Origin of the sequence: Jingyaoa shaoxingensis, from assembly GCF_014385005.1 — a bacterium.
In the GTDB taxonomy this organism is placed as follows: domain Bacteria; phylum Bacillota; class Clostridia; order Lachnospirales; family Lachnospiraceae; genus Marvinbryantia; species Marvinbryantia shaoxingensis.
This window is the reverse complement of record NZ_JACRSZ010000008.1, coordinates 66,564-92,379: the sequence shown is the minus strand read 5'-3', so window position 1 is coordinate 92,379 and position 25,816 is coordinate 66,564. Positions and strand designations below refer to the sequence as shown.

Here is a 25,816-nt window from a genome sequence, read left to right as displayed (position 1 = left end):
CCTAATATTGTCATAGCAGATATGTCAAAATTTGCTATAACAGGATGAAAGTGTGTTTTTGTATATATCAGATGTGAAATGACTCCCACCTCTGTAGGTGGTGAGCAACAAATCCGTATCAGTGGTGGGAGTCAATCTCCCATCTGATATAGCCTTCGGCAGGATTGCAGAGATGCGCAGAAGAAGTATGTCATGCATTGCATGACGCGCATCTCGTAGCAAGAATGCCGAGGCATTCTTGAATATATAGCAGTACCTGTCTGGACTAGCACAATTTTAGTGACAATATTGTGCTAGCCTTTTTTGTCGGAAAAAAGAATTGTCAAGAATTTAAAGAAACTGACAAGTTAGTCCAGAAGTATCTGTGATATATTTAGATCATCAAAAAACGGATGGCAACTGTGAAGAGCAGTTACCGAATTCCTAAATCGGGAGGATTGGAAAAATGAAAAAGAGATTAGTTGTTTTAACTGCTATGCTTGCTGTAGCTGCTATGGGAACAATGGCAAATGCAGAAGGCGAAAAGATCGGTGTTGCAATGCCTACACAGGATCTTCAGAGATGGAATCAGGATGGTTCTAACATGAAAGCAGAACTGGAAGCAAAAGGCTACGAAGTAGACCTTCAGTACGCTGGAAATGATTCCGCTACACAGGCTTCTCAGATTGAAAATATGATCGCTAACGGAGACCAGCTCCTTGTAGTTGCTTCTATCGATGGTGATTCCCTTGGAACAGTACTTGCACAGGCAAAAGAAGCTAACATTCCTGTAATCGCATATGACCGTCTGATCATGAATACAGATGCTATTTCCTACTATGCAACATTCGATAACTACTTAGTAGGTAAGACACAGGGTGAATACCTGGTAGATGCTCTGGATCTGGAAAACGCTGATGGACCATTCAATCTGGAAATCATCACTGGTGACCCAGGTGACAACAACGTAAACTTCTTCTATGGCGGTGCTATGGATGTTCTTCAGCCATACATTGATGCGGGTAAACTGGTAGTTCCTTCCGGACAGATTGCAAAAGAAGAAGTTGCTACAGCAAACTGGGCAACAGACGCTGCACAGTCCAGATTCGAAAACATTCTGTCTTCCAACTATGCAGATGGAACAAACCTGGATGCAGTACTTGCTTCTAATGACTCTACAGCACTTGGTGTAGAAAACGCTCTGGCAGCTAACTACACAGGTGAATATCCAATCATCACCGGTCAGGACTGCGATATCGCTAACGTAGCTAACATCGTAGCTGGCAAACAGGCTATGTCCGTATTCAAAGATACACGTGCACTTGCTTCTCAGGTAGTTGAAATGGTAGATGCAATCATCTCCGGCGAAGAAGTTCCTGTAAACGATACAGAAACATACGACAACGGAACAGGTATCATCCCATCTTACCTTTGCGAGCCAGTTGCTGTAACAATTGATAACTACAAAGAAATGCTGATCGATTCCGGATACTACACAGAGGATCAGATCCAGTAAGAAGAGTCAGTAAATGACGGAATGATTTTCATACAGGCGGGTAAACAGCCCGCCTGTTTATTCTGAAAGAGGAGCTTCTGGTTTTACAGACAGAATTATATTTTTAGGAGGGAACAAATTTTGGCTAAGATACTGTTGGAAATGAAAAATATCACCAAAACTTTCCCCGGTGTAAAGGCCCTCGATAACGTAAATCTTCAGGTAGAAGAGGGGGAAATCCATGCTCTGGTTGGTGAAAATGGAGCTGGTAAATCTACATTGATGAATGTACTCTCCGGTGTGTATCCATATGGATCCTACGAGGGAGATATTATCTATAACGGGGAAGTATGTAAATTCCATGATATTAAACAGAGTGAAGAAAAGGGAATTGTAATTATTCATCAGGAACTGGCACTTGTGCCATATATGTCCATTGGTGAAAACATGTTCCTCGGAAATGAACGTGGAAAGAAAGCTGCCATTGACTGGGATGAGACATATGGTCAGGCAGAAAAATATATGAAGGAAGTCGGATTATCCGAGTCTTCCAGAACATTAATTAAAGATATCGGTACCGGTAAACAGCAGCTGGTTGAGATCGCAAAAGCATTGGCTAAAAATGCAAAACTGCTGATTCTGGATGAGCCGACATCTTCATTGAACGAATCAGATTCCAAGGCACTTCTGGATCTGCTTCTGAAATTTAAAAAAGACGGAATGACCTGTATTATTATCTCACATAAGCTGAATGAAGTATCTTATGTAGCAGACAAGATTACAGTTATTCGAGATGGTTCTACTATCGAGACTCTGACAAAGGGCGTGGATGATTTTTCAGAAGACCGTATTATTAAAGGTATGGTTGGTCGTGAAATCGCAGACCGTTTCCCGAAGCGTCACGGAGTGCAGATCAGTGATGTCAGCATGGAAGTTAAGAACTGGACCGTATACCATCCAATCTATACAGAACGAAAAGTAGTAGATAACGTATCCATCAAGGTGCATAAAGGCGAAGTAGTTGGTATCTCCGGACTGATGGGTGCCGGTCGTACTGAGCTGGCCAAGAGTGTATTCGGACGCAGCTACGGAAGCAATATCAGCGGAACGCTTCTCCTGAATGGAAAAGAAGTACATCTGAAGTCTTCCAGAGATGCCATTGCACATAAACTGGCATACGTTACCGAGGACCGTAAAGGTGATGGCCTGATCCTCAGCAATCCGATCAAAACCAATACCACACTTGCCAATATGGCAGGCGTAAGCAATGGTATTGTCATTGATAAAGACAAAGAATATGCAGTTGCAGTAGAGTACAAAGAAAAGCTGAAAACAAAATGTCCTACCGTAGAGCAGAATGTTGGTAACTTAAGTGGTGGTAATCAGCAGAAGGTGCTTCTGGCAAAATGGATGTTTGCAGATCCGGATGTACTGATTCTGGATGAACCTACCCGTGGTATTGACGTAGGTGCAAAATATGAAATTTACTGCATCATCAACGATCTGGTTGCGGCAGGAAAATCTGTTATCATGATTTCCTCAGAACTTCCGGAAGTCCTTGGTATGTCAGACAGAATTTATGTCATGAATGAAGGACGAATCGTTGGGGAGCTGTCACAGGAAGAAGCTTCTCAGGAGAAGATCATGTCCTGTATACTGAGTTCTAGTAAAGGAGAGTAAACGATGGATAAGGCAAAGTTAAGAGAAGGAATACAAAAATATTCAATGATCATCGTGTTAGTTTTGGTAACACTGTTTTTTACCTGGGGTACACAGGGTAAGATCCTGTTTCCTCAGAACATCACAAACCTGATTTCACAGAACGCATATGTATACGTACTGGCAACCGGTATGCTGCTCTGTATCTTAACAGGAGGTAACATCGATCTTTCTGTTGGATCCGTTGTATGTTTTGTGGGTGCTGTAGGCGGCGTCTTCATGGAAAAAATGGGTATGCCAATGCCGATTGCAGTGATTTTGATGTTATTACTTGGTGCAGTCATCGGTGCATGGCAGGCTGTATGGATCGCATACGTACATGTACCTCCATTCATTACCACACTGTCCGGTATGTTTGTATTCCGTGGTTTATCAAACGTAGTTCTTGGCGGTCAGACACTTCCAATTAAGAATCAGGCATTCGTTGTTCTGTTCGGTGGTGGCGCAAACTGTTACGTGCCGGATATTCTGGGCGGAGGAGAAGGAATGAACCGTCTTGCTCTGGTAGTTGGTGTTGTTGCATGTGTAATCTTCGTAGTGGTAACAATGAAAGGTTATCTGAACCGTAAGAAAAAAGGTTATGAAACGGGTAATGTTGCTGCAATGTATATTAAAATGATCCTGATATGTGCAGTCATCCTGTTTATTACTTATAAGCTGGCAAAATACAAAGGTATCCCGACTTCATTGGTATGGGTGCTGATCGTAGTATTGATCTACGGCTACATCACAAGTAAGACAACGATTGGACGTTACTTCTACGCAGTAGGTGGTAACGAAAAAGCAACGAAACTTTCCGGTATCAATACCGAAAGAGTTTACTTCCTGGCTTACACTAACATGGGTCTTCTGTCTGCTCTGGCAGGTATGCTGACCATCGCACGTCTGACCAGTGCGCAGCCTACATATGGTCAGAACTACGAAATGGATGCCATCGGATCCTGCTTCATCGGTGGTGCATCTGCTTACGGTGGAACCGGTACAGTACCTGGAGTTATCATCGGTGCAACACTGATGGGTATCATCAACCAGGGTATGTCTATCATGGGAACTGACCAGAATATGCAGAAAGTAGTAAAAGGTCTGGTACTTCTGGCAGCCGTTATCTTCGACGTAGTATCTAAGAAGAGAAGTGAATAATAAGTTCTAAATACAAAAATATTCCTGAAAAACTGTTCGGCCTTGAAAAAGGCCGGGCAGTTTTTTGTCGAAATAATTCCCGGGAATGATTCTTGTTTACGAAACAGTTTTGTAGTATGATAAACACATGAAACGGTCTGACCAGTCAGGCCGATTTGCGGAGAGTGTATAAAATGAAAAACTGGAATGGTATTGGAGTGTCAGATGGACTGATCGTCGGCCGGGCAGTCAGGATGCAGAAAGTTCAGACTAAGAGACTGACATCGTTGGAGCAGGTGAAGGAGTCCTGTATCAAAAGAACTGCGGAACTATACGAAAGTACAAAAGAAAAAATGGGAGAGGCTCAGGCAGAGGTGTTTACGGCATATCAGATGCTACTGCTGGATCCCAAGCTGTATAAAGGCGTAAATCAGCGTCTGGAACAGGGCAGGGAGCTGGAACAGGCCATTGAGGAAGGATTTGAAGATCTGGCACAGGTATTTGACGGAATGACGAATGAATATATGCGTCAGAGAGCAGAAGATATCCGGGGACTAAAGAAGATGCATCTGGATATGTTGAATGGTAAAAAAACGACTTTTCAGGATGTAGGAGAACGGAATTATATTCTGGTGGCAGAGGAAGTGACGGCCATTGATTTTGCCATGATTGATGTAGAGCATCTGGGCGGTCTGGTAGTCAGGCAGGGAGGTCGTTTTTCCCATGCTATGATTATGGCAAGATCCTTGAATATTCCGGCCGTGACAGGATTAAAAGAGATCGAAGAGATTCATGACGGGGATGAACTGTTTGTGGATGGAAATACAGGAGAAATAGCGATGATCGAACTGCGGGAGCGGGGACGTATCGCACCGAAGGATCAGCATATTCTGGCTATATGGAAAAAGAAATTCCGGAAGAAAGTGGAACGGGAAGAGGTACTGAAAAATCTGCCGACCGGTAAAAATGTAACGGCAGACGGTACGGAGATTCAACTGAGAGTGAACATCAGCGGTCCGTCAGATTTGAAGAATCTGGATCTTTCTGCTTTGCAGGGGGTGGGACTGTACCGCACGGAATACCTGTTCTTTGAGCGCAAAGAAATGCCGGATATCCGGGAACAACAGGAAGAATATGAGAAAGTATTTGATCTTCTGGATGGGAAAACGCTGATCGTACGTACCCTGGATGTGGGAGGCGACAAACGTGTACCTTATCTGGCTGCGAATAAAGAGGAAAATCCATTTCTTGGGGTACGTGGTATCAGACTTACTCTGAAGAAGCCAGAGGTGCTGGAGACTCAGATGGAAGCACTTCTGAGGTCGGCCAGGGGGCGGGCATTTTCCATGATGTTTCCTATGGTGGATACAGTGGAAGAGGTGCAGCAGGCCAGAGAAATCTGGAAGCGAGTATGTAGCCGTGTGAAAGCGGATGGTTGTGAAGTGCATCCGGATATCCGGCTTGGAATCACAATCGAGACACCGGCAGCAGCTATTTGTGTAGACCAGTTTGTAAAAGAAATAGATTTTGTCAGCATCGGTTCCAATGATCTGGCACAGTATCTGATGGCGGCAGACCGGGAAAATGTGGAACTGGACCATCTGCTCAGCCCGTGGCAGCCTGCAGTCATGCGTGTAATACAACATGTGATACAGGTTTGTAATGAATATGGCGTAGAGGTCAGTGTCTGTGGAGAAGCAGGCGGTGAACCGGAATATTTGAAGCATCTGATACGAAATGGACTGCGGATTGTCAGCGTGAGCAGGTCAAGAGTAGATATGACAAGACTGGCGATCTCGGAGACCGTGATATTATAGCGGAAAATGTTGATACAAACACAGATTATATATATTCCTGCCAAATTTTGCGATGAGTTTTTTACCAGATAAAAGGTCGGTTATGTTATAATTTAAGGGAACCGGAGGAAAACGGTAATTATGCGTAAGCGGCGCAAAAGCAGAATATGGAGGGAAGCAGGGTGGAGGAACAGAAATATCTGATCTCAGATGCAGCCAGAATCGTAAAAGTGGAGGCGCATGTTCTTCGTTATTGGGAAGAGGAACTGGAACTTCCTATTGGCAGAACTGAGCTGGGACACCGATACTACACCCGGGAAAATATTGAGACATTTCAGAAGGTGAAAGATCTCAAGGAAAAAGGACTTCAGTTAAAAGCAATCAAGACAATTCTAAAGGGACTGGAAAAGTATGAGACACTGCATCAGGCAGGAGATGCCCGGCCGGATTCGGTACAGGAAGAAAACCCGGATACAGAATCGGTAAAAGATACAGGAAAAGACACTGCATCAGGGCAGGAGAACACGCAGGAATTACAGGTTTTGCAGGAGAACACAGAGAAATTAAAACATTTTGAGAACCTGGTGGAAGGCATTGTGGAACGCGTAGTGAAGGAGAATAATGAGACGCTGGAGAAGCATATTGAGGTGACATTTTCCAGGGAGATGGATTATCTGGTGCATATGCAGGAACAGCGTGAAGAAGAGCGTTACCGCAAACTGGACGAGTCCATAAGACAGCATCAGAACCGACAGATGGTCGCGGCTGCAAAAGAGAGCGGCTGGCTAGGACGGCTGCGAAAATACGGAAAGCAGAAGTAGAAAGTAATAAAAAAGAGTTCCGAAAATTCGGAACTCTTTTACATTCTTATATGGATCTGTAAACAGTCAGATTATTCAGCAGAGATAGCACCTGTTGGGCATTCTGCTTCACATGTTCCACATTCCAGACATGCATCTGCGTCGATTACATATTTTCCATCACCTTCGCTGATAGCTTCAGCAGGACATGCTTCTGCACATGTTCCGCAGCTTACACATTCGTCAGAAATTACGTATGCCATAATAAAAATCCTCCTTGTACATTTTGATTAAATTTTCACAGGAACTGGACATTCCTGCTTTTTTCTGCTTTAATTCTAATACAGAAAGAGTATTAATACAAGAGTTTTGATTGTACTTTATTTGAAACGGTAAGATCGGTAGGACTAATAAAGGTTGCAACAAACTACTGTTTTTGGTAATACCGGAAAAGTTTTATTTATTATTTCATCCAAAACAGGAGGAGGACAGACTTTGGAAAATAACAAGGGCACATTACAGGAAATACAGGAATTCTTACGGAGCAGGGAAAAATGCAACCTGCTGATGGTAGTGATAAATATTGTGGTATTTATCGTGCTGGAGATTATGGGAAGTACCACAGACACGCTGTTCATGGTACGCCATGGTGCCATGTATGAACCACTGGTAACACAGCAGGGAGAGTATTATCGGCTGTTCACCTGTATGTTTCTTCATTTTGGAGTACAGCACCTGTTTTATAATATGCTGCTGTTGATTTTTGTGGGGGATATGCTGGAAAAAGTGGCAGGAAAGGTACGATACCTGCTCATTTATCTGGGAGGAGGACTGATGGGAAATGTACTGTCCATGGTTGTGGCAGAAAGGACCGGGAATTTTGCAGTTTCTGCGGGAGCATCCGGAGCTATTTTTGCAGTAGTAGGAGCATTGCTTTATCTGGTCGTGCGTAACCGTGACCGGGTTCCGGAAGAACTGAGGCGGAGAATGATTGTTATGGCACTGCTTTCACTGATACAGGGATTTACACAGACAGGGACAGATAACATGGCGCATCTGGGAGGATTCTTAGGCGGAATTCTGATCTGCATTGTCGTCTGTCACAGAAAGAATAAAAAAATAACATATAAGAGATAGCAAAGAAACCGTAACGGGCCGGACTTTTTTAAAGTCACAGCCATGTTACGGTTCCTTTATATACTGTCTTTACAGAACCGGCAGGCAGATGAGAAATCTGGTTCCGGAATCATCGCTTTGTACGGAAATAGTTCCGTGATGGGCGCGCAGAATACGCTCTGCAATGGAAAGTCCCAGTCCGGATCCGGTTCTTTTGTAGGAGATAAATGGCTCAAACAGATGAGGAAGCTGTTCTGGAGTTATACCACAGCCATTGTCTGCCACAGAGAGAAGTAAAACAGATTCATCCGCTTTTGCAGAGAGCGTAATCTGACCAGACACCAATGGTGTATTGGAAGTGATGGAGCCTTCTGCAATGGCTTCTGCTGCATTGCGGATCAGATTATCCAGTACCTGCTGAAGCTTGTCCGGATCTGCAGGGATAACGGGTAGGTCAGGTGCCAGAGTTACATAAAAAGGAACCGATGCATCGCCAGTATGGAAGAGAGTATGCAGTAATGCTCTGGCGTGCAGGGTATAGGCTGGGAGCCATGTGTTCATATCCAGAGATATAGGATGGATACGCATGCTGTTGTTAAAGTGGGAAAGTTCTGTCAGCAGAACTTTCAGATGCTGCATCTCTTCTCCGACAGTGTCCCAGTATTCGAACTTTCCTACTTCCGGGTGTGCGGCAGAGATGAGCTGTAGATAGCTGTTGATCAATGTGACAGGGTTACGGATTTCATGTGAAATCGTAGATAAAAGAACTTCATATTTTTCGGCTGTATTCATAACAGATCCTCCTTCAAAAGCATGGAAAACAGACGGCTTCAAATCTCATTCTGCCGCCAAAAAAACCTTGTAAAATCAACGTTTTAGACACATATTACTGTTGACATTTCCGAACTTTACGCCGTAATATGTTATCAAAGAAAGATAACTATATAAATATATACGCAGGAGGAAGAGAAAAATGACAGATAAGAACTGTATTTTTTGCAAAATTTTAGCTGGGGATATTCCATCCGCAGTTGTATATGAAGACGAGGAATTTAAAATTATCCTGGATGTGGGACCTGCGGCAAAAGGACACATGCTGATTCTTCCAAAGGAACATTACAGTGATATACTCACAATGCCGGAAGAACTGGTTGCCAAAGCATTTATTCTGGCAAAGAAGATGGCAGCTAAGATGGAATCTGTTCTGGGCTGCGATGGTATCAATGTAGTACAGAATAATCATGAGGCAGCCGGTCAGACGGTATTTCATTTCCATATCCACCTGATTCCGCGAATGAAGCACGATAAGATCGGTGTGACTTGGAAACCAGGCACACTGTCAGATGCAGACAGAAAGGACCTGTTAGAGAAATTCAGCAGATAAAACGAAAGAGGAACATTTTTATGAATGACAATACCTTCCTTACGGTATATCATGCGTATCAGCGACTGATATACTGGTCGGTGTTGGTTCGGACGCAGAATGAAGAGCTTGCAAATGATATCTGTCAGCAGACCTTTTTAAGGTATTTTGAATATTTACATACAGTAGAGCCGGGATTTGAGAAAGGCTGGCTGTTATCTGTATCTAAAAATCTGCTGACTGATTATTACAGAAGAAAGAAAAGGCTTTCCGTGGATGAAGCGCAGATTAGTGAGGCATGTCAAGAAAAATGTTATAAAGCAGATCCGGCAAAGGAATTTGCTGCAAAGTATTTCCTGAGTCAGATATTGTATGAACTGGAACAGAAAAACAAGGACTGGTACGAGGCACTGTATCAGGTCTGTATCTTGAATCTGCCAGAAAAGGACGTGGCAGAAAAATTGAATATTTCCATAGATCTGCTGCGTACGCGGATCTATCGTGGCAGACAGTACCTGAAGAAGCTGTTTGGTGAAGAATATAGGGATCTGTAACAAACAGAGATAATACCAGATATAGCCGGCAGAGCCTGTTACAAAAAGTGTCGGTCGCAATGACCGACACAAAAATAAGGTTCTGTAAACAAGAAATATTATTTTGGTGACTTGTTTACGCAGGATTCAATCAGATCTGTGATGGAAGAGATCGCATTGCTGAGCTGACTCTTTTCCATAGACTGAATATAGGTATCACGGTTGTCGTAGAGACTGTGGATCGTGGAAAGAAGACGGTCCGGTGTGAGATCATCTTCCGTCAGAACTTCACAGAAGCCCTGGCTGCGGAAAGATTCTGCATTCAGGATCTGGTCACCACGGCTGGCATTGGATCCAAGCGGAATCAGCAGTGCCGGCTTACGCAGCTCCAGAAGTTCGCAGATGGCATTTGCACCGGCTCTGGAGACTACGATATCCGAGAGCGCAAACAGATCTGCCAGCTCCTTTTTGATATATTCAAACTGTACATAGCCTTCTGTGCCATTTAAGGATGGATCCAGCTTTCCCTTTCCACACAGGTGGATGACCTGAAAATCAGGAAGTAACTGAGGAAGGATACCACGGATGGCAGCGTTCACATTAGCTGAACCGAGACTTCCACCGATGATCAGAAGTACCGGTTTATCAGAGGTGAATCCACAGAATACACGGGCTACGTCCTTATTGCCACTTTTCAGTTCCTGCCGGATTGGAGACCCGGTAAGCACTGCTTTTTCTGCCGGAAGATACTTGACAGTCTCCGGAAAATTGCAGCAGATTCTGGTAGCAAAAGGAGCGGTCAGCTTGTTGGCAAGTCCAGGCGTCATGTCAGATTCATGACAGATGACCGGGATGTGTGCACGGTTGGCTGCCATGACGACAGGAACAGCGACAAAACCACCCTTGGAAAAAACAATATCCGGTTTTAACTTTTTCATTAATCTGCGAGCTTCGGCATAGCCCTTGAGTACTTTGAACGGATCACTGAAGTTCTTTAAATCAAAGTAGCGTCTGAGCTTACCGGAAGAAATGCCATAGTAGGGGATCTGCATTTCTTCAATTAATTTTTTCTCAATCCCCTCGTAAGATCCTATGTAATGGATGTCATACCCCAGCTCCTTCAGTCGGGGAAGCAGGGCAATATTAGGTGTAACATGACCGGCTGTTCCACCGCCGGTTAAGATAATTCGTTTCATGACGAACCTCCATATAGAGAAGTTATTTGCAGACGGTATCGTTCCATCTGCTGCATATTTATCTTATATACTATATGGGGGAAAAGTCAAGAAGGGACTTAGATTATGAGGATTATGAGCATGACAAGAGAAGAGATTCTGTCGGACGAGGAATTCTTCGAAAAGTTTCTCTCGGGAAAAGACTGGCCGCCGGAATCAGAAGAGGATCGGCGCCTGACGGAGCACATCCGCCAGGAGATCATGGACAGTGCCGATAAAGAAGAAGCTATGTTGAAGGAACATCCCGAACTGGAAGGCGCGGAGCCTTCGCCCGATATGTTGGAGAAGATTCTGAGTGAGAGGAGAAAAAATGTAATCATTAAAAGTTTATAAATACCCAAAAATGGCTACCGAATTGAAAGAGAATGGGGTATACTTTATGTAAAGTATATCCCGTTTTGCGTTATTGGAAAAGAAAGCAGCAGGGTGGAAAACAGGAACGAAAACAGAGGTTTTCTTCCCGGCAGGAGACGCAGAACGAGCAAGGAGGGAGTCATATGAAGCTTACATTTTTAGGTGCCACTCATGAAGTAACCGGAAGCTGTACGTATCTGGAGGCGTGTGGACAGAAGATTCTGATTGACTGTGGTATGGAGCAGGGTGTTGATACGTTTGTGAATGAAGAACTGCCGATTGCACCGGGTGAAGTGGATATGGTATTACTGACACATGCACATATTGACCATTCCGGTAAGCTGCCTCTGTTATACAAGAACGGTTTTCGTGGACAGATTTTTGCCACGGAAGCGACGGAGAAGCTGTGTGATATCATGCTTCGAGACAGTGCACACATTCAGATGTTCGAGGCAGAATGGCGTAATCGTAAGGGAAGACGTGCAGGCAGGGAAGAATATGTACCGATGTACACCGTAGAGGATGCACAGGGAGTCATGAAGTGCTTTATAGGATGCCGTTACATGGAAGAACAGCGGATTGCAGAAGGGATTACGATTCGGTTTGTAGATGCGGGACATCTCCTGGGATCCTCTTCTATTGAAGTCTGGATAGAAGAAGACGGCGTGAAGAAAAAGATCGTATTTTCCGGTGACATCGGTAATGAACATCAGCCACTGATCCGGGATCCGCAGTATATTCAGGATGCAGATTATGTGGTGATGGAGTCGACCTATGGTAATCGCAGCCATGGACCGAGACCGGACTATATTAAGGATCTGACGGATGTGATCCAGAAGACCTTTGACCGGGGCGGTAACGTGGTTATTCCGGCATTTGCAGTGGGCAGAACGCAGGAGATGCTGTATTTTATCCGTAAGATCAAGGAAGATAAGCTGATCCACGGACACGATAATTTTGAGGTATACGTGGACAGTCCGTTGGCAATTGAGGCTACCCGTATTTTTATGGAGCAGATGGAAGACTTTGACGAAGATGCGCTTGATCTGGTGAATCGAGGTATCAATCCAATCGGTTTCCCGGGACTGAAGACAGCAGTTACCGGAGATGAATCCAAGATGATCAACTTTAACGAGAAACCGAAGGTTATCATTTCTGCCAGTGGTATGTGTGATGCCGGACGTATCAAGCATCATCTGAAGCATAATCTGTGGAGAAAGGAATCTACCATTCTGTTTGTTGGATACCAGTCTAACGGAACACTGGGCCGCGCCATTGTAGAAGGTGCGAAGCATGTGAAACTGTTCGGTGAAGATATTGAAGTAAAGGCAGAGATCCGTGTACTGACCGGTATCAGCGGTCATGCAGATAAGGATGGTCTGTATCGCTGGATCGCATCTTTCCAGAAGAAGCCGGAGAAGGTATTTGTCAATCATGGAGATGATGATGCCTGTGTGGCTTTTGCAAGCCGGATCCGGGCAGAGCTTGGGCTGGATGCAGAGGCACCGTACAGCGGAACCATTTATGATCTGGCAGAGAACCGGTATATTAAGGCTACCACAGGTATTCCGGTACCGAAGAAGGAATACACAGCAGGAAGCCGCAGGAATACGGTATTTGACAGACTGTTGGCAGCAGGACAGAGACTGCTTGCAGTGATCCACCGCAATGAGGGTGGAGCCAATAAAGATCTGGCAAAATTTGCTGATCAGATAGATGCATTATGTGATAAATGGGAGCGATAAGTAACATGAAGAAAAAAGTATTATTTATAGTGAATCCGAAGTCAGGAAAAGGATCAATCCGCAATAAACTGCTGGATATTGTAGATATTTTTATCAAAGCGGATTTTGACCTGACACTTTATATTTCCCAGTCTGCCGGGGATGCCAGAGTCAAGGCAAAAGAGGTGGAAGGAAAATATGAGCTGATTATCTGCAGCGGAGGAGACGGGACACTGGACGAAGTCATCAGTGGAGTGATGGAGTGTGAGCACCGCAGTGCCATCGGCTATATTCCATGTGGAAGCACCAATGATTTTGCCCACAGCCTGAAGATACCTACCAGCATGACGAAGGCTGCAGAGCATATTGCAGCGTGGAATGAATTCCCGTGCGATATTGGAAGATTTAATGACGATTATTTTGTGTATATTGCAGCATTCGGACTCTTTACCGATGTATCCTATGAGACCAGCCAGGATGTGAAAAATGTTCTTGGGCATCTGGCATACATTCTGGAAGGCATCAAGAAGCTGACAGATATTAAGACTTATCCGATGAGGGTGGAGTCTGAAGAGATGACGGTAGAGGGAGATTTTATCTTCGGTATGGTGACAAATTCTACTTCTGTTGGGGGATTCCGCAACATCACAGGCAAACATGTTCATCTGGACGATGGGGTATTTGAAGTGACGCTGATTAAGACACCACAGAATATTCTGGAACTGAATGAGATTATTCAGGCGGTACTTGCCGGAAAATCTGATAATAACAAGTACTTTTACCAGTTCCGCAGCAGGGCTGTGAAGTTTATTTCAGAGGTACCGGTTGCATGGACTCAGGATGGAGAATTTGGCGGTTATCATGAAGTGGTAGATGTGAAGAATGACAGACAGGCGCTGAGACTGCTGGTATAAGGAGAGGAAGAGAACGTGAGTTATGAGGAAAAGAGAGTCAGTGTATGGAGATGCCTGGCAGTAGCAGGAATATTCCTGTGTCTGATTCTGGGAATGAGAATACAGTCACAGGCAGCAGGAAATGTTAGAATAGAGAGTTGTAAGATCAGTTCATCGAATCATGGTAAAGTAGAAGTCAAAGCATCCGGACCGGCTATGATTGCAGGAACAGACAGAAAATATTATCTGGTGGCTTTGTTTCCATACGAAAAACAGATGAGCAAGAAGTCTATTGTAGCAGGATCAAAAGCACAGAAAAGTCTGGTAACTTACAGCGTGAATTTGAATCTGAAAAGCAGATCCAGTATTCTATACCGGAAGTTTGCCATTGCAGTAAAGAAGAACAATAAATATCAGATTGTAAGCAATTTCCAGTACATTACCAATCCGGAATGTCTGGCGTCTGTGCGGAAGGCTTTCCCAAAAGCAGCGTCCAAAAAGGGACTGCATATTAAGCCTACTATGATCTCGGATGCAGAAGATCTGGGGATCAAGCATGCGGCGGTCAACATTTGTCTGGACACTTTTATTGCAACCAGTGGACAGAAGAATTCTTCTTCTGCATATCCATATACATATCAGGGCAGGCAGTACTGGTTCCTGAAGTCCGGCTGCAATGAGGTAGACCGGCAGACCAGGGAACTGGCACGCAGCAATGTGATTGTATCTGGCATACTTCTGCTTCGGCAGTATGGGGGCGGTAAAGTTCTGGTACCGCCAAATGCACGTAATACGGGCAAGAATTACTATGGAATTAATACCATGGATCAGGAAGGTCTGGAGACACTGGAAGCACTGATGCATTTTCTGGGAGACCGTTACATGAATAGTAACGGCAAGTATGGAACGATTGTGAACTGGATTGTTGGTAACGAGGTCAATAATTATAATGATTACAATTATCTTGGTAAGCTATCATTTAATGAGTATATTGATGCTTATACCAGAAGCTTCCGTGTAGTATCTATGGCACTGCGCAGTGTTTACAGCAAGGCAAGAGTTTATATTTCTCTGGATCATTTGTGGAATATCCTGCAGCCTCATGGAAAATGCTATACATCCAAGTCTACACTGGATGCATTTGCAAAACGTCTGAAGCAGGAGGGAGACATTAACTGGAATCTTGCATTCCATCCATATCCGTCTCCATTGACAGATCCGAACTTCTGGAATGATAATGTGACGAATTCTGACAGTACCAAACAGGTAACGATGAAGAATCTGAGCTACCTGACGAATTATGTGTCCACACATTTCAGGAGAGATGTGCGCATACTATTGTCTGAGCAGGGATTCACATCCGTCTCTTACGGAACGACCAATGAGACGCTTCAGGCGGCTGCATGGGCGTATGCTTATTATATTACAGAGTTTAATGACAAAGTAGATGCTTTTATTATGAACCGGCATGTGGATCACAAGCAGGAAACATCTCAGGGATTGTACCTGGGTGTATGGACCAACAAAAAAGGCAATCTGGAGTATGCAGATAAGAAGAAGCAGATCTGGAATGTATTCAAATATATTGATTCTGCAGGCTCCCAGAAAGTATCCCAGTTTGCACTAAAGAGTATTGGCATCAAGAGTTGGAGTTCTGTGATTCCGGGATTCAACTGGAAGAAGTTCTCTTCCATGGGAAGCTATACCTCTGGAAAGGGTACAGTCTTTAAGACAGTTACCAAGCCAAAGAATATTACAAACTCGGTGAAGAATGGTTATAATGCAACGGTAAAGAAGAGCGGAAGAAAAACGACCGTAAAGGTGCATACTTCTATTAATCCGAATCTGTATGTAGGTGCGGACTGGAGATTTTCTTCAAAACTGAATTTTACATCCAGAAAGTATTTTACCTGTAAGTTGAACATCACTGGTATGAAGGAAAAATATGCCCATGTGCGCATACGCTTTTTCCATGGGAACAGTGTGTACGAAAGTTCAGCGAAGGTAAAAGGAGGAGGAACCAGAGCTGTGAGCGTGAATCTGTCCAAATGGGCTTATCGTGGATCTGTGAATAAGATCCAGATCTGGGTAAGACCGTACAGCAAGACACGATGGAAGAATGGTTCAAAAATTGTGATTACCGAGATGAAACAGGCGGCAACAGCCAAATAAAAACCGGAAGCATGAATTGCATTACAGATACTATGATTCAAAAAATAAATTAAAAACAACAAATATTCTGATAAACAAATCACAAAAAAGCTCTTGCATTTTCAAAACAACCGTAGTAATGTATGGGTATCTTGAAAAACAGAGATGAGATTTTTAGAGAACGAAGGCGTTCCGCAAATATGCGGAGCGCCTTTTTTTCAACAATTGATGAGGAGGATAATTATGAGCGAGGCATTTAACGTAGCAAAGATCTTCGGAGAAGACGTCTTTAATGACAAGGTAATGCGTGAACGTCTTCCGAAGAAGGTGTACAAAGAATTAAAAAAGACAATTGATGAGGGCACACCACTGGATCTTTCTGTAGCAGATGTAGTTGCAGAAGCTATGAAGAACTGGGCAGTGGAAAAAGGCGCAACTCATTATACTCATATTTTCCAGCCACTGACTGGTGTAACTGCTGAAAAACACGATTCTTTCATTACTGCTCCGAAAGAGGACGGAAGCATTCTCATGGAGCTGTCAGGCAAGGAACTGATTCAGGGCGAACCGGATGCATCATCCTTCCCATCAGGTGGTCTGCGTGCCACATTCATGGCAAGAGGTTATACAGCATGGGATTGTACTTCACCGGCTTATGTGAGAAAAGATGCCGCAGGAGCTATTCTCTGTATCCCGACAGCATTCTGCTCCTACACAGGAGAGGCACTGGATAAGAAGACTCCGCTGCTTCGCTCCATGCAGGCAATCAACGAACAGTCCTTAAGACTCCTTCGTTTATTTGGAAATACCACATCCAAGAAAGTAACTCCTTCTGTAGGACCGGAACAGGAATACTTCCTGGTTGACAAGAAGAAATATTTACAGAGAAAAGACCTGATCTTTACAGGACGTACTTTATTTGGTGCGATGCCTCCAAAAGGACAGGAAATGGATGACCATTACTTCGGTACCATCCGTCAGAGAATTGCTGCTTATATGAAAGATGTAAACGAGCAGTTGTGGAAGCTGGGTGTAACCGCCAAGACACAGCACAACGAAGTAGCTCCTGCACAGCATGAACTGGCTCCGATTTATTCGGAAGCCAACGTAGCAGTAGACCAGAACCAGCTGGTTATGAAGATTCTGAAAAAGACAGCATGCGAACATGGTCTGCACTGCCTGCTTCATGAAAAACCATTCGATGGTGTCAATGGTTCCGGTAAACATAACAACTGGTCCATCACTACAGATGATGGTATCAATCTTCTGGATCCGGGCAAAACACCACATGAGAACATTCAGTTCCTGCTGGTACTGACCTGTATCTTAAAGGCAGTGGATGAACATGCAGATCTGCTCCGTGAAGCGGCTGCAGACGTAGGAAATGACCACAGACTGGGCGCTAACGAGGCACCTCCGGCAATTATTTCCATCTTCCTTGGAGACCAGCTGGATGATGTAGTTGCACAGTTAATCAGTACAGGAAGCGCTACACACAGTATCACAGGTGATAAGCTGGATACGGGTGTTAAGACCCTTCCGGTATTTTCCAAAGATGCTACAGACCGTAACAGAACCTCACCGTTTGCATTTACCGGAAACAAATTCGAGTTCCGTATGGTTGGTTCCAAGGATTCTATTGCATCACCGAATATCGTGCTGAACACCATTGTAGCAGAGGCGTTCTGCGAAGCCTGCGATGAACTGGAAAAAGCAGAAGACTTTGAACAGTGTGCACATGATCTGATTAAGAAATACGCAACCGAACATCAGAGAATTGTCTTCAACGGCAATGGTTATTCTGATGAATGGGTGGCAGAAGCAGAAAGAAGAGGTCTGCCGAACCTGAAATCTATGGTAGATGCCATTCCTGCTCTGGTTACAGAAAAAACAGTTTCCATGTTCGAGAAATTCCATGTATACAGCAAGGTAGAACTGGAAGCACGCGTAGAGATTCAGTATGAAGCATATGCAAAAGCAATTAATATTGAAGCAAAGACCATGATTGATGTGGCCAGCAAGCAGATTATTCCTGCAGTGATTGGCTATACCAAGAACCTGGCAGATACAATCAATGCCGTAACAGCGGCCGGTGCAAAAGCAACCGTACAGGTGGGACTGTTAAATCAGACATCTGATCTTCTGGAAAAAACCGAGGCAGCACTTGGCAAACTGACAGAACTGACAGCAGAAGCTGCTACCATCGAAGATATTGAAAAACAGGCAAGATTCTTCCATGACAGCATTGTTCCGGCAATGGCAGCACTTCGTGCTCCTGTAGATAAACTGGAAATGATCGTAGATAAAGAAGCATGGCCAATGCCATCTTATGGAGACCTTCTTTTTGAGGTCTAATGATAAGGTTACTTCATTGTAACACAATGTTCATATATCCTTAAATCAGGAAAAGCACCTCGTCCAAGGTGCTTTTTCGCTGTGGTGTGTCCGGCAAGCTGGATCACACTTGACGGTGCAAGTCCGGTCACGGTAATCACCAGTGAGCCGTGTAGTTAAACTTGGTGCGCTGTAGTAATACAGGGGGCTAAGCGAGTGGATAAAGTAACCCTGATAAAAAAACTCACGCACGGTTTGATGAGGGGAACTTACATCTATAGAAAGAGTCAAACAGCTATATGATAGAAAAAATACCAGAAAGTAATAAAACGTGGAGAAGTCTGTCGGAAAAACATGGCTTCTCCGAATTTTTAATTTTCTGGAATCAGATGCTGGAATCCGTACAGTGTGATTTCAGCAGCAGTCTTTGTCAGTTCTTCCAGAGACATATGGAAATCATTGCTGAACCATTTGGTATACATGGACAGGATGCCGGAGGCTGCGTACTCTGCATAAAGAATGTAGCGTTCGCTGTCTGAGTCAGCCGGGATATTGTATTTACGGAAAAAGACATCGATCAATGCATTTTTTGCCCGGAGGATCAGATGGGGCAGGAGGTCTGCGTGGTTCAGTGTTCGATACAGTTCGATATCTCCATGAATGGCAAGATTTAGATTCTCGAAAAAAGAATAGGAATCAAAAACCTCACGGTCAAACAGTTCTTTTTCAAAGACCAGAACTAACTTTTGAACCAGTTCATCTTCCAGTTCGGACAGAATCTCTTCTATATTAGAATAATACATATAAAAAGTTTTGCGGTTGATATCCGCCTGTTCAGACAGTTCTTTTACTGTAAGCTGTGTCAGGGATTTTTCAGATAATAGCTGAAGAAAAGTCTGACGGATATTTTTTTTGGTTCTTAAGACACGACGGTCGGTTGCTTTTGGCTGAGATGTCATGGAAAATTCCTTTCTATGTATGGAAAAGCATGCTGCAAATCACAGAGTAAATCCGTAACAACAGGTCTGCATTCGGTGTCGATATTTGTAAACAACTCCCAATTTGGGTAACAGTACTGTGCAATATGTTTCAAAAGTAACAGATGCGGGTACATTGACCATTGTATCTGTAGTATGCGCCTATTATAATCCACATATATTACAAAAGCAACACATGTTACAAAATTAAGAGCTGACGATGGAAATGCAATGTTGCAATTTACAAAGCATAATCGTTGGTTCTCAAATTCGGGAGGAACCTATGACAACAGAATATTTGATCTATACAGATGCATCTGCGGATATTGATCCGGAGTTTATGAAAAATGAAAACATTCGTTTTGTGCCGATGCGGTATATGGTAGGTGACGAGGAACGTCTCTGTGAAAATCTGGAAGAAGAAGTATTTTTGAAAAAATTTTACGATGCTCAGAGAGCGGGTAAAGTGACGCAGACCAGCCAGATTACCCCACACACTTATGTGGAAACCTTTGAACCAGTCTTAAAAGAAGGAAAATCGATTCTGTACCTGTCTTTATCCAGCGGACTGACCAAGACCTTTGATTCTGTCTGCATGGCAGCAAAGGAACTGGCAGAGACTTATAGAGAGGCAAAAGTACTTCCGGTGGATTCCTTATGCGCAACCGGTGGAATGGGCCTTCTGATAGAATGTGCTGTTCAGAATCAGAAAAATGGAATGAGTCTTGAGGAAAATGCGAAATGGCTAAATGACAATAAGGGGAATATGACACTGTGGTTCATGGTAGATGACCTGATGTATCTGAAGCGTGGCGGAAGAATCCCGGCAACCACAGCGATTATTGGCTCTGCGCTGAATATTAAGCCAATACTGGAAGTGGACGCAGAAGGCAAGCTGATTACCATTGAGAAAAAACGTGGTCCGAAAATGGGACTGAAAGCGTTGGAGAATAAGTATAAAACACAGAGAAATGATGCCTATGGCAACCGTGTGTACATTGTCCACGGAGATTGTGAAGAATACGCAAATGAAATGGAAAAAATGATAAAAAAAGAAAATCCGAATGCGGAGATCACTAAAATGATGCTGTGCCCGATCATCGGATCCCATACGGGTCCTGGCCTGGTAGCTGTGATCTTTTTTGGAAAAAAATAACAGTTGTCATAACTGGAATTATGTCACTCGACAAATTGTACAAAAAAATGACACAATTAACAAAATTACGACTTATACACATTCTATTATAAACTTTGATATCCACACAAAAATTAACCACAAACCCACTAAATGTGCAGTTATACACCAAGTTATCCACATTATCCACATTTTTGTGAACAACAAAAGTGGTTTACATAGGTATTTTTCAGAACGCCTGTTTTGGATGTGTTTCACAAAAACAGCCTTTTTTCGACAGAAAAAAGGCCGAGGCATTCTTGAAAATTGCAGGATATTTATTTCAGTAAAACTGCAAGGGCAAAACTGCTTGACTTTTTGCATATTCTCAGATACCATGAACCCTGGAAAGTAAGGAATATGGCGGATCGGGCAGTATAGATAAGCCGGATCTGCTGTGATTATGGAGAACAGAAATGAGACTGAGAAATATACCAAGAGCAAATGATGTGATAGCAGCCAGTCCCCTGGTAATTCAGGATCCGAAGACTCAGCGTGGGCTGTGGCAGAATGTATTTGGAAATGACCATCCAATCCATATTGAGGTAGGAATGGGAAAGGGAAGATTCATTACAGATCTGGCAAAGAAACATCCGGAGATCAATTATATCGGAATTGAGCGTTACACCAGTGTATTACTTCGTGCAGTGGAGAAGCTGCAGGGAAAAGAACAGCCAGAGGATGGTGCAGAGCAGCAGGAAAACACCAGACAGGATATTCCGGAAAACCTGTATTTTATCTGTATGGACGCCACAGAACTTCCGGAAGTGTTTGCACCGGAAGAAGTAGACCGGATCTATCTGAATTTTTCAGATCCATGGCCGAAAGACCGTCATGCAAAGCGACGCCTGCCGTCCAGACAGTTTCTGGCACGTTATGATCAGATTCTGGATAAAAATGGAACCATAGAGTTTAAGACGGATAACCGGGGATTATTTGACTTTGCGCTGGAGGAGATTGAACCTGCAGGATGGAGACTGTTGATGCATACCTTTGATCTTCATGCAGACACGGAGCTGATGAAAGATAATATTATGACAGAATATGAAGAAAAGTTTGCATCCAGGGGTAATCCCATCTGTAAGCTGATCATAGACAGAGAGCGCAGATGAGGACAGATCTGGGAATGGTAAAAAGATGTCTGTGAGAGACGTCTTGAAAAGCATAACATAGTATAACAGAAAGAAGACAATCGGGAGTGGCTATGAGAAATCGTGGATGGAAAAACCAGATTGCCTTTTTTCTGTATGACCGTCAGCTTGGAGGTAAGAAACTGGGGCAGATGAAAAAGTCTTTTCAGGAAGTGTCCGGTATCTTACAGGGTGAACAGAAAAAGAAGAAGAAAAACTAAAATGAAAATGCAGCCGACCGAAAATGGTTAGCTGCATTTTGTCATGAAAAATATCAGATTTGATCACGGTCAATATTCTTCCGGCTTAAAACACGGTCAATCAGCAGATTAAACAGATAGACCAGAATGGCACCAATCGGGACACTGAGAAACATGCCAAGGACACCGGCAATCTTCCCGCCTAAAGTAATGGATACGATGATCCACAATGGCTTCATGCCTACGGAACTTCCCATCAGCTTCGGACCAAGGTAGAGACCGTCAAACTGCTGAAGAATGAGAATCATAACCAGAAATCCAAGAGACTTCCAGGGATTCACAATGAGCAGAATCAGGAACCCTGGAATGGCACCGATGAACGGACCGAAGTAAGGAATCATATTGGTAATACCTACCACCATACTGATCAACACGGCATAATCCAGATTAAAGATAGTCATAAATATGAAACACAGACATCCGATAATCAGAGAATCCAGCGCTTTGCTGACCATAAAATTGGTGAATATGTTATTACACTCTCTTAAGATCTCGATGGAACCGGAGATATAGTCCTCTGGGACGAAACTGTATAAGATAATCTTGATCAGCTTTTTCAGACTCTTCTTGTCCCCCAGAATGTAAATGGATACAATCAATGCAACAATGGCATTCAGTATCCATTGCACAATCGATACAGATGCACTGTAAATAGCCGGAACAATATCGCTGGCAAATTTACGGATTGTAGAGATCAGATTCGGCAGCATGTCATTCACAGCCTTCTGAATCTCAGACATATCCGTATTTGGAAAATGCTGCTGAAGATTATTGAAAAAGTTTGTGGTCAGGCGGTACATTTTCGGCAGGGAATTCACCAGCTCTGTAATACTGGTAAATACCTGTGGTACGATAAAGATGATACAGATCAGGATCAATCCCAGCACCAGCATATAGGCAAGAATGGAAGCCAGTATCCGGCAGACCTTTTTCTTCTTAATTTTCAAATACTTTTCCATGAGCTGACACAATCGATTGATAATCGGGTTCATAATCATGGCAATCAGGATACCCATCAGGAATGGCATAAGCACATTCAGCACACGTCGGATTCCATTTGTAACAGCAAACGGAGTCATAACAACTCTGACAATCAGGGAACCCAGCAAAATCACCGTTACCGCATAGATACAGATAGTAAAATAACGGTTATTCGGCAGGAACTTCTGACGCTTATCCGGTCTGGATGGGTCTTCGGGTATTGTGTTCCTATGCAAACTCATTTTTATACCTCTCAAACGCTTATTGTGAGGGCAGAATATTCTGGCAGTTCGGCCAGAGACTACCTTATATCTGAGTATAACCGCTTTTCGAAATACATACAAGCGGGGATTTTAAAGGACTTCTAAAAGAAATATAAATTTTTTTTGAAAAAATTGAAAAAAACACTTGCAAAATAGAAAGACATAGCATATAATATCATTTGTTCGAAGCGAACAGCAATTAAATAAGCGCGATTAGCTCAGCTGGCAGAGCACCTGACTCTTAATCAGGGTGTCCAGGGTTCGAACCCCTGATCGCGCACTGAAGGCACTGCTTTTGTAGACTTAGGAGCTACGGGGGCGGTGTTTTTTGCGTTATATGGACGGGGTTCTCACCTTGCGGGATCGATTTTGCCTGTCGTTCTACGCTACGCTTCGGCCGGTTCAAACCAAGATCCCCAGGATCTTGTGAACTGATCGGTGCTTTTACCTGCGGCAGAGTCGTCCACTGGACGACCGCACCCCTGATCGCGCACTGAAGGCACTGCTTTTGTAGACTTAGGAGCTACGGGGGCGGTGTTTTTGCGTTATACAGACGTGGTTCTCACCTTGCGGGAATAGCGTTTTGGCATATATGAAATATTATATTATTTTTAAAACCGGGACAGTTGACAAAATGGCAGCTGTCCCGGTTTGTCTTATCGGAAAAAAATGGATTCTTTCTTTTGAGAGACAGGTCAGATAAGATAGAAAGAAAATGTTCTTGCCATGCTGATGTCTTGTGAAAGTTATATAAATCATATATAATGGGAAAGGACTATAAAAAACAAATTATACAAAAACTGGTTTTGGGAGGGGGAAATATCATGCTGAAGGTACTGATTGCGGATGATGAGAAAAAGATATGCCGTCTTATACAAATGCTGGTGAATTGGGATGAGCTGGATATGCAGCTTGTGGGGGTGGCAAATAATGGCATAGATGCACTGAAGATGGTGAATGAAGAAAAACCGGATATATTGATCACAGATATTTGCATGCCGGGATGTGATGGAATAGAGATTATACGGCAGGCAAGGGAACAGAAAATTTCTATGGAGGTTCTGATTATCAGCGGGTATGCAGATTTTGCATATGCACAGTCTGCCATTCATTACGGCGTAAGTGAATATCTTCTGAAACCTATTAAACAGGATGAACTGACTGCTTCCTTAAAGAAACTGGGAGCAAGATGTATTCAGGAGAAGAAACGGATTGATACCAGCAACAGGCTTTTGCAGTATATGGAAGATGATAATATTCGAAAAAGATGTGCCGTTTTTTATGATCTGCTTCTGGCATCGCCACGCAGACCAATACCGGACAGAGATGAAGTGAACAGACAGTATCTGTATCATTTTTCAGACGGAATCTTCCGGGTATTATTACTAAAACTGGATTATGATACGGAGAAACATGATATTCAGTCAGTACGCTCTATTATGCTGGAACTGGAAGAAATTCTAAAGGCAGAGCTGAAAAGTACCTGCAATGATATGGAGATCTATAAGGAAGAGTGTTATTGCTATATTCTCTGCAATTATGAAAAGGAAAACAGTCATATTTTCAGGAAGTCGGTAAGATACGCTATAGATCAGATTAATGCAAAAAGGTTCAGGCTGTGGGATGCCAGATATTCAGTGGCAATGGGAATTGATGTAGACAATACGGAAAAACTGTATGACAGTCTGGATTCCTGCAGGAGAGCCATGGATAACAGACTACTGGAAGGCGGTGAGCGGCTTCTGGATCCACCGGCGGTAAATAATCAGTTTGACTGCAGAGAACTGACGGAACCATATTGCAGAATATTTGATAAGGCCTCCGATCTGTGTGATGAAAAGATTATTGCAGAAGGCGTGGAAAAGTTTGGAACAGACATTCTCAAAGTAAAGAATATTACAGGTGAAGATCTGTTAAAAGCAGTTATGATGATCGGTACACATGCAGTGAATACACTGCAAAGCGAAGAGGCACATGATCAGCTGATTCTGTTCCGGAAAAAATGCGGGCACTGCAGCTCGGCAGATCAGTTATTTGGAGTGCTGGAGAATACACTGGTTCAGATTCTGCAGAAAAAGAAACAGCAGTTTGAGGAGGAAGAGCGCAAACCAATTCGTATCGCAAAACAGTATATGCAGAATCATTATATGGAGCCAATCACACTGGAACTGGTGGCAGATAAAGTGGGATTCAATAGCAGTTATTTCAGCAGTTTCTTTAAAAAAGAGACAGGCGCAGGGTTTGCAGACTATCTGATACAGTTGAGGATGGAAAAAGCCAAGGAACTGTTGAAGGATACGAAAGACACCGTAAAAGAGGTATGCGAAAAAGTAGGTTACAGTGATGTAAAGCATTTTACGTCTATGTTTCGCAAGTATACCGGGTTAAAGCCGGGAGAATACAGAAAATTATACGGTTAG

The 25,816-nt window shown here is 43.4% G+C and carries 22 protein-coding genes and 1 tRNA gene; 18 read left to right on the top strand and 5 right to left on the bottom strand.

Annotation, left to right across the window (positions count from 1 at the left end; genetic code table 11):
• The first annotated feature begins 475 nt into the window (after positions 1–475).
• The 5 genes from chvE (at position 476) to H8716_RS09135 (ending at position 6,929) form a co-directional block, all read left to right on the top strand.
• Complete coding sequence (gene chvE, locus H8716_RS09155) at positions 476–1,495, top strand: multiple monosaccharide ABC transporter substrate-binding protein (RefSeq protein ID WP_249308464.1); 1,020 nt, start codon at positions 476–478, stop codon at positions 1,493–1,495.
• 120 nt (positions 1,496–1,615) lie between these two features.
• A complete protein-coding gene (gene mmsA / locus H8716_RS09150; protein WP_249308329.1) occupies positions 1,616–3,154 on the top strand; it encodes a multiple monosaccharide ABC transporter ATP-binding protein in 1,539 nt (512 codons plus the stop codon).
• A gap of 3 nt (positions 3,155–3,157) precedes the next feature.
• On the top strand, positions 3,158–4,333 hold the full coding sequence (gene mmsB, locus H8716_RS09145) for a multiple monosaccharide ABC transporter permease (RefSeq protein ID WP_249308328.1): 1,176 nt from the start codon (positions 3,158–3,160) through the stop codon (positions 4,331–4,333).
• A 173-nt stretch (positions 4,334–4,506) separates the two neighbouring features.
• Complete coding sequence (gene ptsP, locus H8716_RS09140) at positions 4,507–6,129, top strand: phosphoenolpyruvate--protein phosphotransferase (RefSeq protein WP_249308326.1); 1,623 nt, start codon at positions 4,507–4,509, stop codon at positions 6,127–6,129.
• 161 nt (positions 6,130–6,290) lie between these two features.
• Positions 6,291–6,929, top strand: a complete 639-nt coding sequence (locus tag H8716_RS09135) for a helix-turn-helix domain-containing protein (protein WP_249308324.1) — start codon at positions 6,291–6,293, stop codon at positions 6,927–6,929.
• A gap of 71 nt (positions 6,930–7,000) precedes the next feature.
• On the opposite strand, the gene H8716_RS09130 is transcribed toward H8716_RS09135, so the two are convergent.
• Entirely contained in the window at positions 7,001–7,171 is a 171-nt protein-coding gene (locus H8716_RS09130) for a DUF362 domain-containing protein (protein ID WP_249308322.1), read from the bottom strand.
• 232 nt (positions 7,172–7,403) lie between these two features.
• On the opposite strand from H8716_RS09130, the gene H8716_RS09125 reads away from it, so the two are divergent.
• Positions 7,404–8,045, top strand: coding sequence for a rhomboid family intramembrane serine protease (locus H8716_RS09125; protein WP_249308320.1), 642 nt, complete (start codon positions 7,404–7,406; stop codon positions 8,043–8,045).
• A gap of 69 nt (positions 8,046–8,114) precedes the next feature.
• On the opposite strand, the gene H8716_RS09120 is transcribed toward H8716_RS09125, so the two are convergent.
• A complete protein-coding gene (locus H8716_RS09120; RefSeq protein WP_249308318.1) occupies positions 8,115–8,816 on the bottom strand; it encodes a two-component system sensor histidine kinase NtrB in 702 nt (233 codons plus the stop codon).
• A gap of 181 nt (positions 8,817–8,997) precedes the next feature.
• Here H8716_RS09120 and H8716_RS09115 point away from each other — a divergent pair, with 181 nt between their 5' ends.
• Positions 8,998–9,408 (top strand): HIT family protein, encoded by a 411-nt coding sequence (locus H8716_RS09115; RefSeq protein ID WP_249308316.1) that lies wholly within the window; start codon positions 8,998–9,000, stop codon positions 9,406–9,408.
• Between the two features lie 20 nt (positions 9,409–9,428).
• Positions 9,429–9,941, top strand: a complete 513-nt coding sequence (locus tag H8716_RS09110) for an RNA polymerase sigma factor (RefSeq protein WP_249308314.1) — start codon at positions 9,429–9,431, stop codon at positions 9,939–9,941.
• Positions 9,942–10,039: 98 nt separating this feature from the next.
• On the opposite strand, the gene H8716_RS09105 is transcribed toward H8716_RS09110, so the two are convergent.
• Positions 10,040–11,116: an undecaprenyldiphospho-muramoylpentapeptide beta-N-acetylglucosaminyltransferase gene (locus H8716_RS09105; RefSeq protein ID WP_249308312.1), complete on the bottom strand. Its 1,077-nt coding sequence runs from the start codon at positions 11,114–11,116 to the stop codon at positions 10,040–10,042.
• A gap of 120 nt (positions 11,117–11,236) precedes the next feature.
• On the opposite strand from H8716_RS09105, the gene H8716_RS09100 reads away from it, so the two are divergent.
• The 5 genes from H8716_RS09100 to H8716_RS09080 all read left to right on the top strand — a co-directional run bounded on the left by H8716_RS09100 (position 11,237) and on the right by H8716_RS09080 (position 18,632).
• Positions 11,237–11,488, top strand: coding sequence for a hypothetical protein (locus H8716_RS09100; RefSeq protein ID WP_249308310.1), 252 nt, complete (start codon positions 11,237–11,239; stop codon positions 11,486–11,488).
• Between the two features lie 164 nt (positions 11,489–11,652).
• Positions 11,653–13,254: an MBL fold metallo-hydrolase RNA specificity domain-containing protein gene (locus tag H8716_RS09095; RefSeq protein ID WP_249308308.1), complete on the top strand. Its 1,602-nt coding sequence runs from the start codon at positions 11,653–11,655 to the stop codon at positions 13,252–13,254.
• 5 nt (positions 13,255–13,259) lie between these two features.
• On the top strand, positions 13,260–14,147 hold the full coding sequence (locus H8716_RS09090) for a diacylglycerol/lipid kinase family protein (protein ID WP_249308306.1): 888 nt from the start codon (positions 13,260–13,262) through the stop codon (positions 14,145–14,147).
• 15 nt (positions 14,148–14,162) lie between these two features.
• Positions 14,163–16,298 (top strand): DUF5722 domain-containing protein, encoded by a 2,136-nt coding sequence (locus tag H8716_RS09085; RefSeq protein ID WP_249308303.1) that lies wholly within the window; start codon positions 14,163–14,165, stop codon positions 16,296–16,298.
• A gap of 222 nt (positions 16,299–16,520) precedes the next feature.
• Complete coding sequence (locus H8716_RS09080) at positions 16,521–18,632, top strand: glutamine synthetase III family protein (protein WP_249308302.1); 2,112 nt, start codon at positions 16,521–16,523, stop codon at positions 18,630–18,632.
• A 350-nt stretch (positions 18,633–18,982) separates the two neighbouring features.
• Here H8716_RS09080 and H8716_RS09075 read toward each other — a convergent pair whose 3' ends face one another.
• Entirely contained in the window at positions 18,983–19,570 is a 588-nt protein-coding gene (locus H8716_RS09075) for a TetR family transcriptional regulator (RefSeq protein WP_249308301.1), read from the bottom strand.
• 301 nt (positions 19,571–19,871) lie between these two features.
• Between H8716_RS09075 and H8716_RS09070 the strand changes: the two genes are divergently transcribed.
• From H8716_RS09070 to H8716_RS09060, 3 genes are all read left to right on the top strand, one after another.
• Positions 19,872–20,744: a DegV family protein gene (locus H8716_RS09070; RefSeq protein ID WP_249308299.1), complete on the top strand. Its 873-nt coding sequence runs from the start codon at positions 19,872–19,874 to the stop codon at positions 20,742–20,744.
• Between the two features lie 434 nt (positions 20,745–21,178).
• A complete protein-coding gene (gene trmB / locus H8716_RS09065) occupies positions 21,179–21,874 on the top strand; it encodes a tRNA (guanosine(46)-N7)-methyltransferase TrmB (RefSeq protein ID WP_249308297.1) in 696 nt (231 codons plus the stop codon).
• A 92-nt stretch (positions 21,875–21,966) separates the two neighbouring features.
• Entirely contained in the window at positions 21,967–22,113 is a 147-nt protein-coding gene (locus H8716_RS09060; protein WP_249308295.1) for a hypothetical protein, read from the top strand.
• Between the two features lie 53 nt (positions 22,114–22,166).
• Here H8716_RS09060 and H8716_RS09055 read toward each other — a convergent pair whose 3' ends face one another.
• On the bottom strand, positions 22,167–23,375 hold the full coding sequence (locus tag H8716_RS09055) for an AI-2E family transporter (RefSeq protein ID WP_249308293.1): 1,209 nt from the start codon (positions 23,373–23,375) through the stop codon (positions 22,167–22,169).
• A gap of 228 nt (positions 23,376–23,603) precedes the next feature.
• Here H8716_RS09055 and H8716_RS09050 point away from each other — a divergent pair.
• A tRNA-Lys gene (locus tag H8716_RS09050) sits at positions 23,604–23,676 on the top strand.
• Between the two features lie 544 nt (positions 23,677–24,220).
• A complete protein-coding gene (locus H8716_RS09045) occupies positions 24,221–25,816 on the top strand; it encodes a response regulator transcription factor (RefSeq protein WP_249308291.1) in 1,596 nt (531 codons plus the stop codon).

What these genes read in the sequence shown, in the direction of transcription:
- H8716_RS09130 (WP_249308322.1), bottom strand. Translation starts at nt 7,171, where the DNA reads ATGGCATACGTAATTTCTGACGAATGTGTAAGCTGCGGAACATGTGCA.
- H8716_RS09060 (WP_249308295.1), top strand. Translation starts at nt 21,967, where the DNA reads ATGAGAAATCGTGGATGGAAAAACCAGATTGCCTTTTTTCTGTATGAC.
- H8716_RS09090 (WP_249308306.1), top strand. Translation starts at nt 13,260, where the DNA reads ATGAAGAAAAAAGTATTATTTATAGTGAATCCGAAGTCAGGAAAAGGA.
- H8716_RS09105 (WP_249308312.1), bottom strand. Translation starts at nt 11,116, where the DNA reads ATGAAACGAATTATCTTAACCGGCGGTGGAACAGCCGGTCATGTTACA.
- H8716_RS09115 (WP_249308316.1), top strand. Translation starts at nt 8,998, where the DNA reads ATGACAGATAAGAACTGTATTTTTTGCAAAATTTTAGCTGGGGATATT.
- ptsP (WP_249308326.1), top strand. Translation starts at nt 4,507, where the DNA reads ATGAAAAACTGGAATGGTATTGGAGTGTCAGATGGACTGATCGTCGGC.
- H8716_RS09095 (WP_249308308.1), top strand. Translation starts at nt 11,653, where the DNA reads ATGAAGCTTACATTTTTAGGTGCCACTCATGAAGTAACCGGAAGCTGT.
- H8716_RS09120 (WP_249308318.1), bottom strand. Translation starts at nt 8,816, where the DNA reads ATGAATACAGCCGAAAAATATGAAGTTCTTTTATCTACGATTTCACAT.
- chvE (WP_249308464.1), top strand. Translation starts at nt 476, where the DNA reads ATGCTTGCTGTAGCTGCTATGGGAACAATGGCAAATGCAGAAGGCGAA.
- H8716_RS09055 (WP_249308293.1), bottom strand. Translation starts at nt 23,375, where the DNA reads ATGAGTTTGCATAGGAACACAATACCCGAAGACCCATCCAGACCGGAT.
- H8716_RS09110 (WP_249308314.1), top strand. Translation starts at nt 9,429, where the DNA reads ATGAATGACAATACCTTCCTTACGGTATATCATGCGTATCAGCGACTG.
- trmB (WP_249308297.1), top strand. Translation starts at nt 21,179, where the DNA reads ATGAGACTGAGAAATATACCAAGAGCAAATGATGTGATAGCAGCCAGT.
- H8716_RS09070 (WP_249308299.1), top strand. Translation starts at nt 19,872, where the DNA reads ATGACAACAGAATATTTGATCTATACAGATGCATCTGCGGATATTGAT.
- H8716_RS09045 (WP_249308291.1), top strand. Translation starts at nt 24,221, where the DNA reads ATGCTGAAGGTACTGATTGCGGATGATGAGAAAAAGATATGCCGTCTT.
- H8716_RS09080 (WP_249308302.1), top strand. Translation starts at nt 16,521, where the DNA reads ATGAGCGAGGCATTTAACGTAGCAAAGATCTTCGGAGAAGACGTCTTT.
- H8716_RS09100 (WP_249308310.1), top strand. Translation starts at nt 11,237, where the DNA reads ATGACAAGAGAAGAGATTCTGTCGGACGAGGAATTCTTCGAAAAGTTT.
- mmsB (WP_249308328.1), top strand. Translation starts at nt 3,158, where the DNA reads ATGGATAAGGCAAAGTTAAGAGAAGGAATACAAAAATATTCAATGATC.
- H8716_RS09075 (WP_249308301.1), bottom strand. Translation starts at nt 19,570, where the DNA reads ATGACATCTCAGCCAAAAGCAACCGACCGTCGTGTCTTAAGAACCAAA.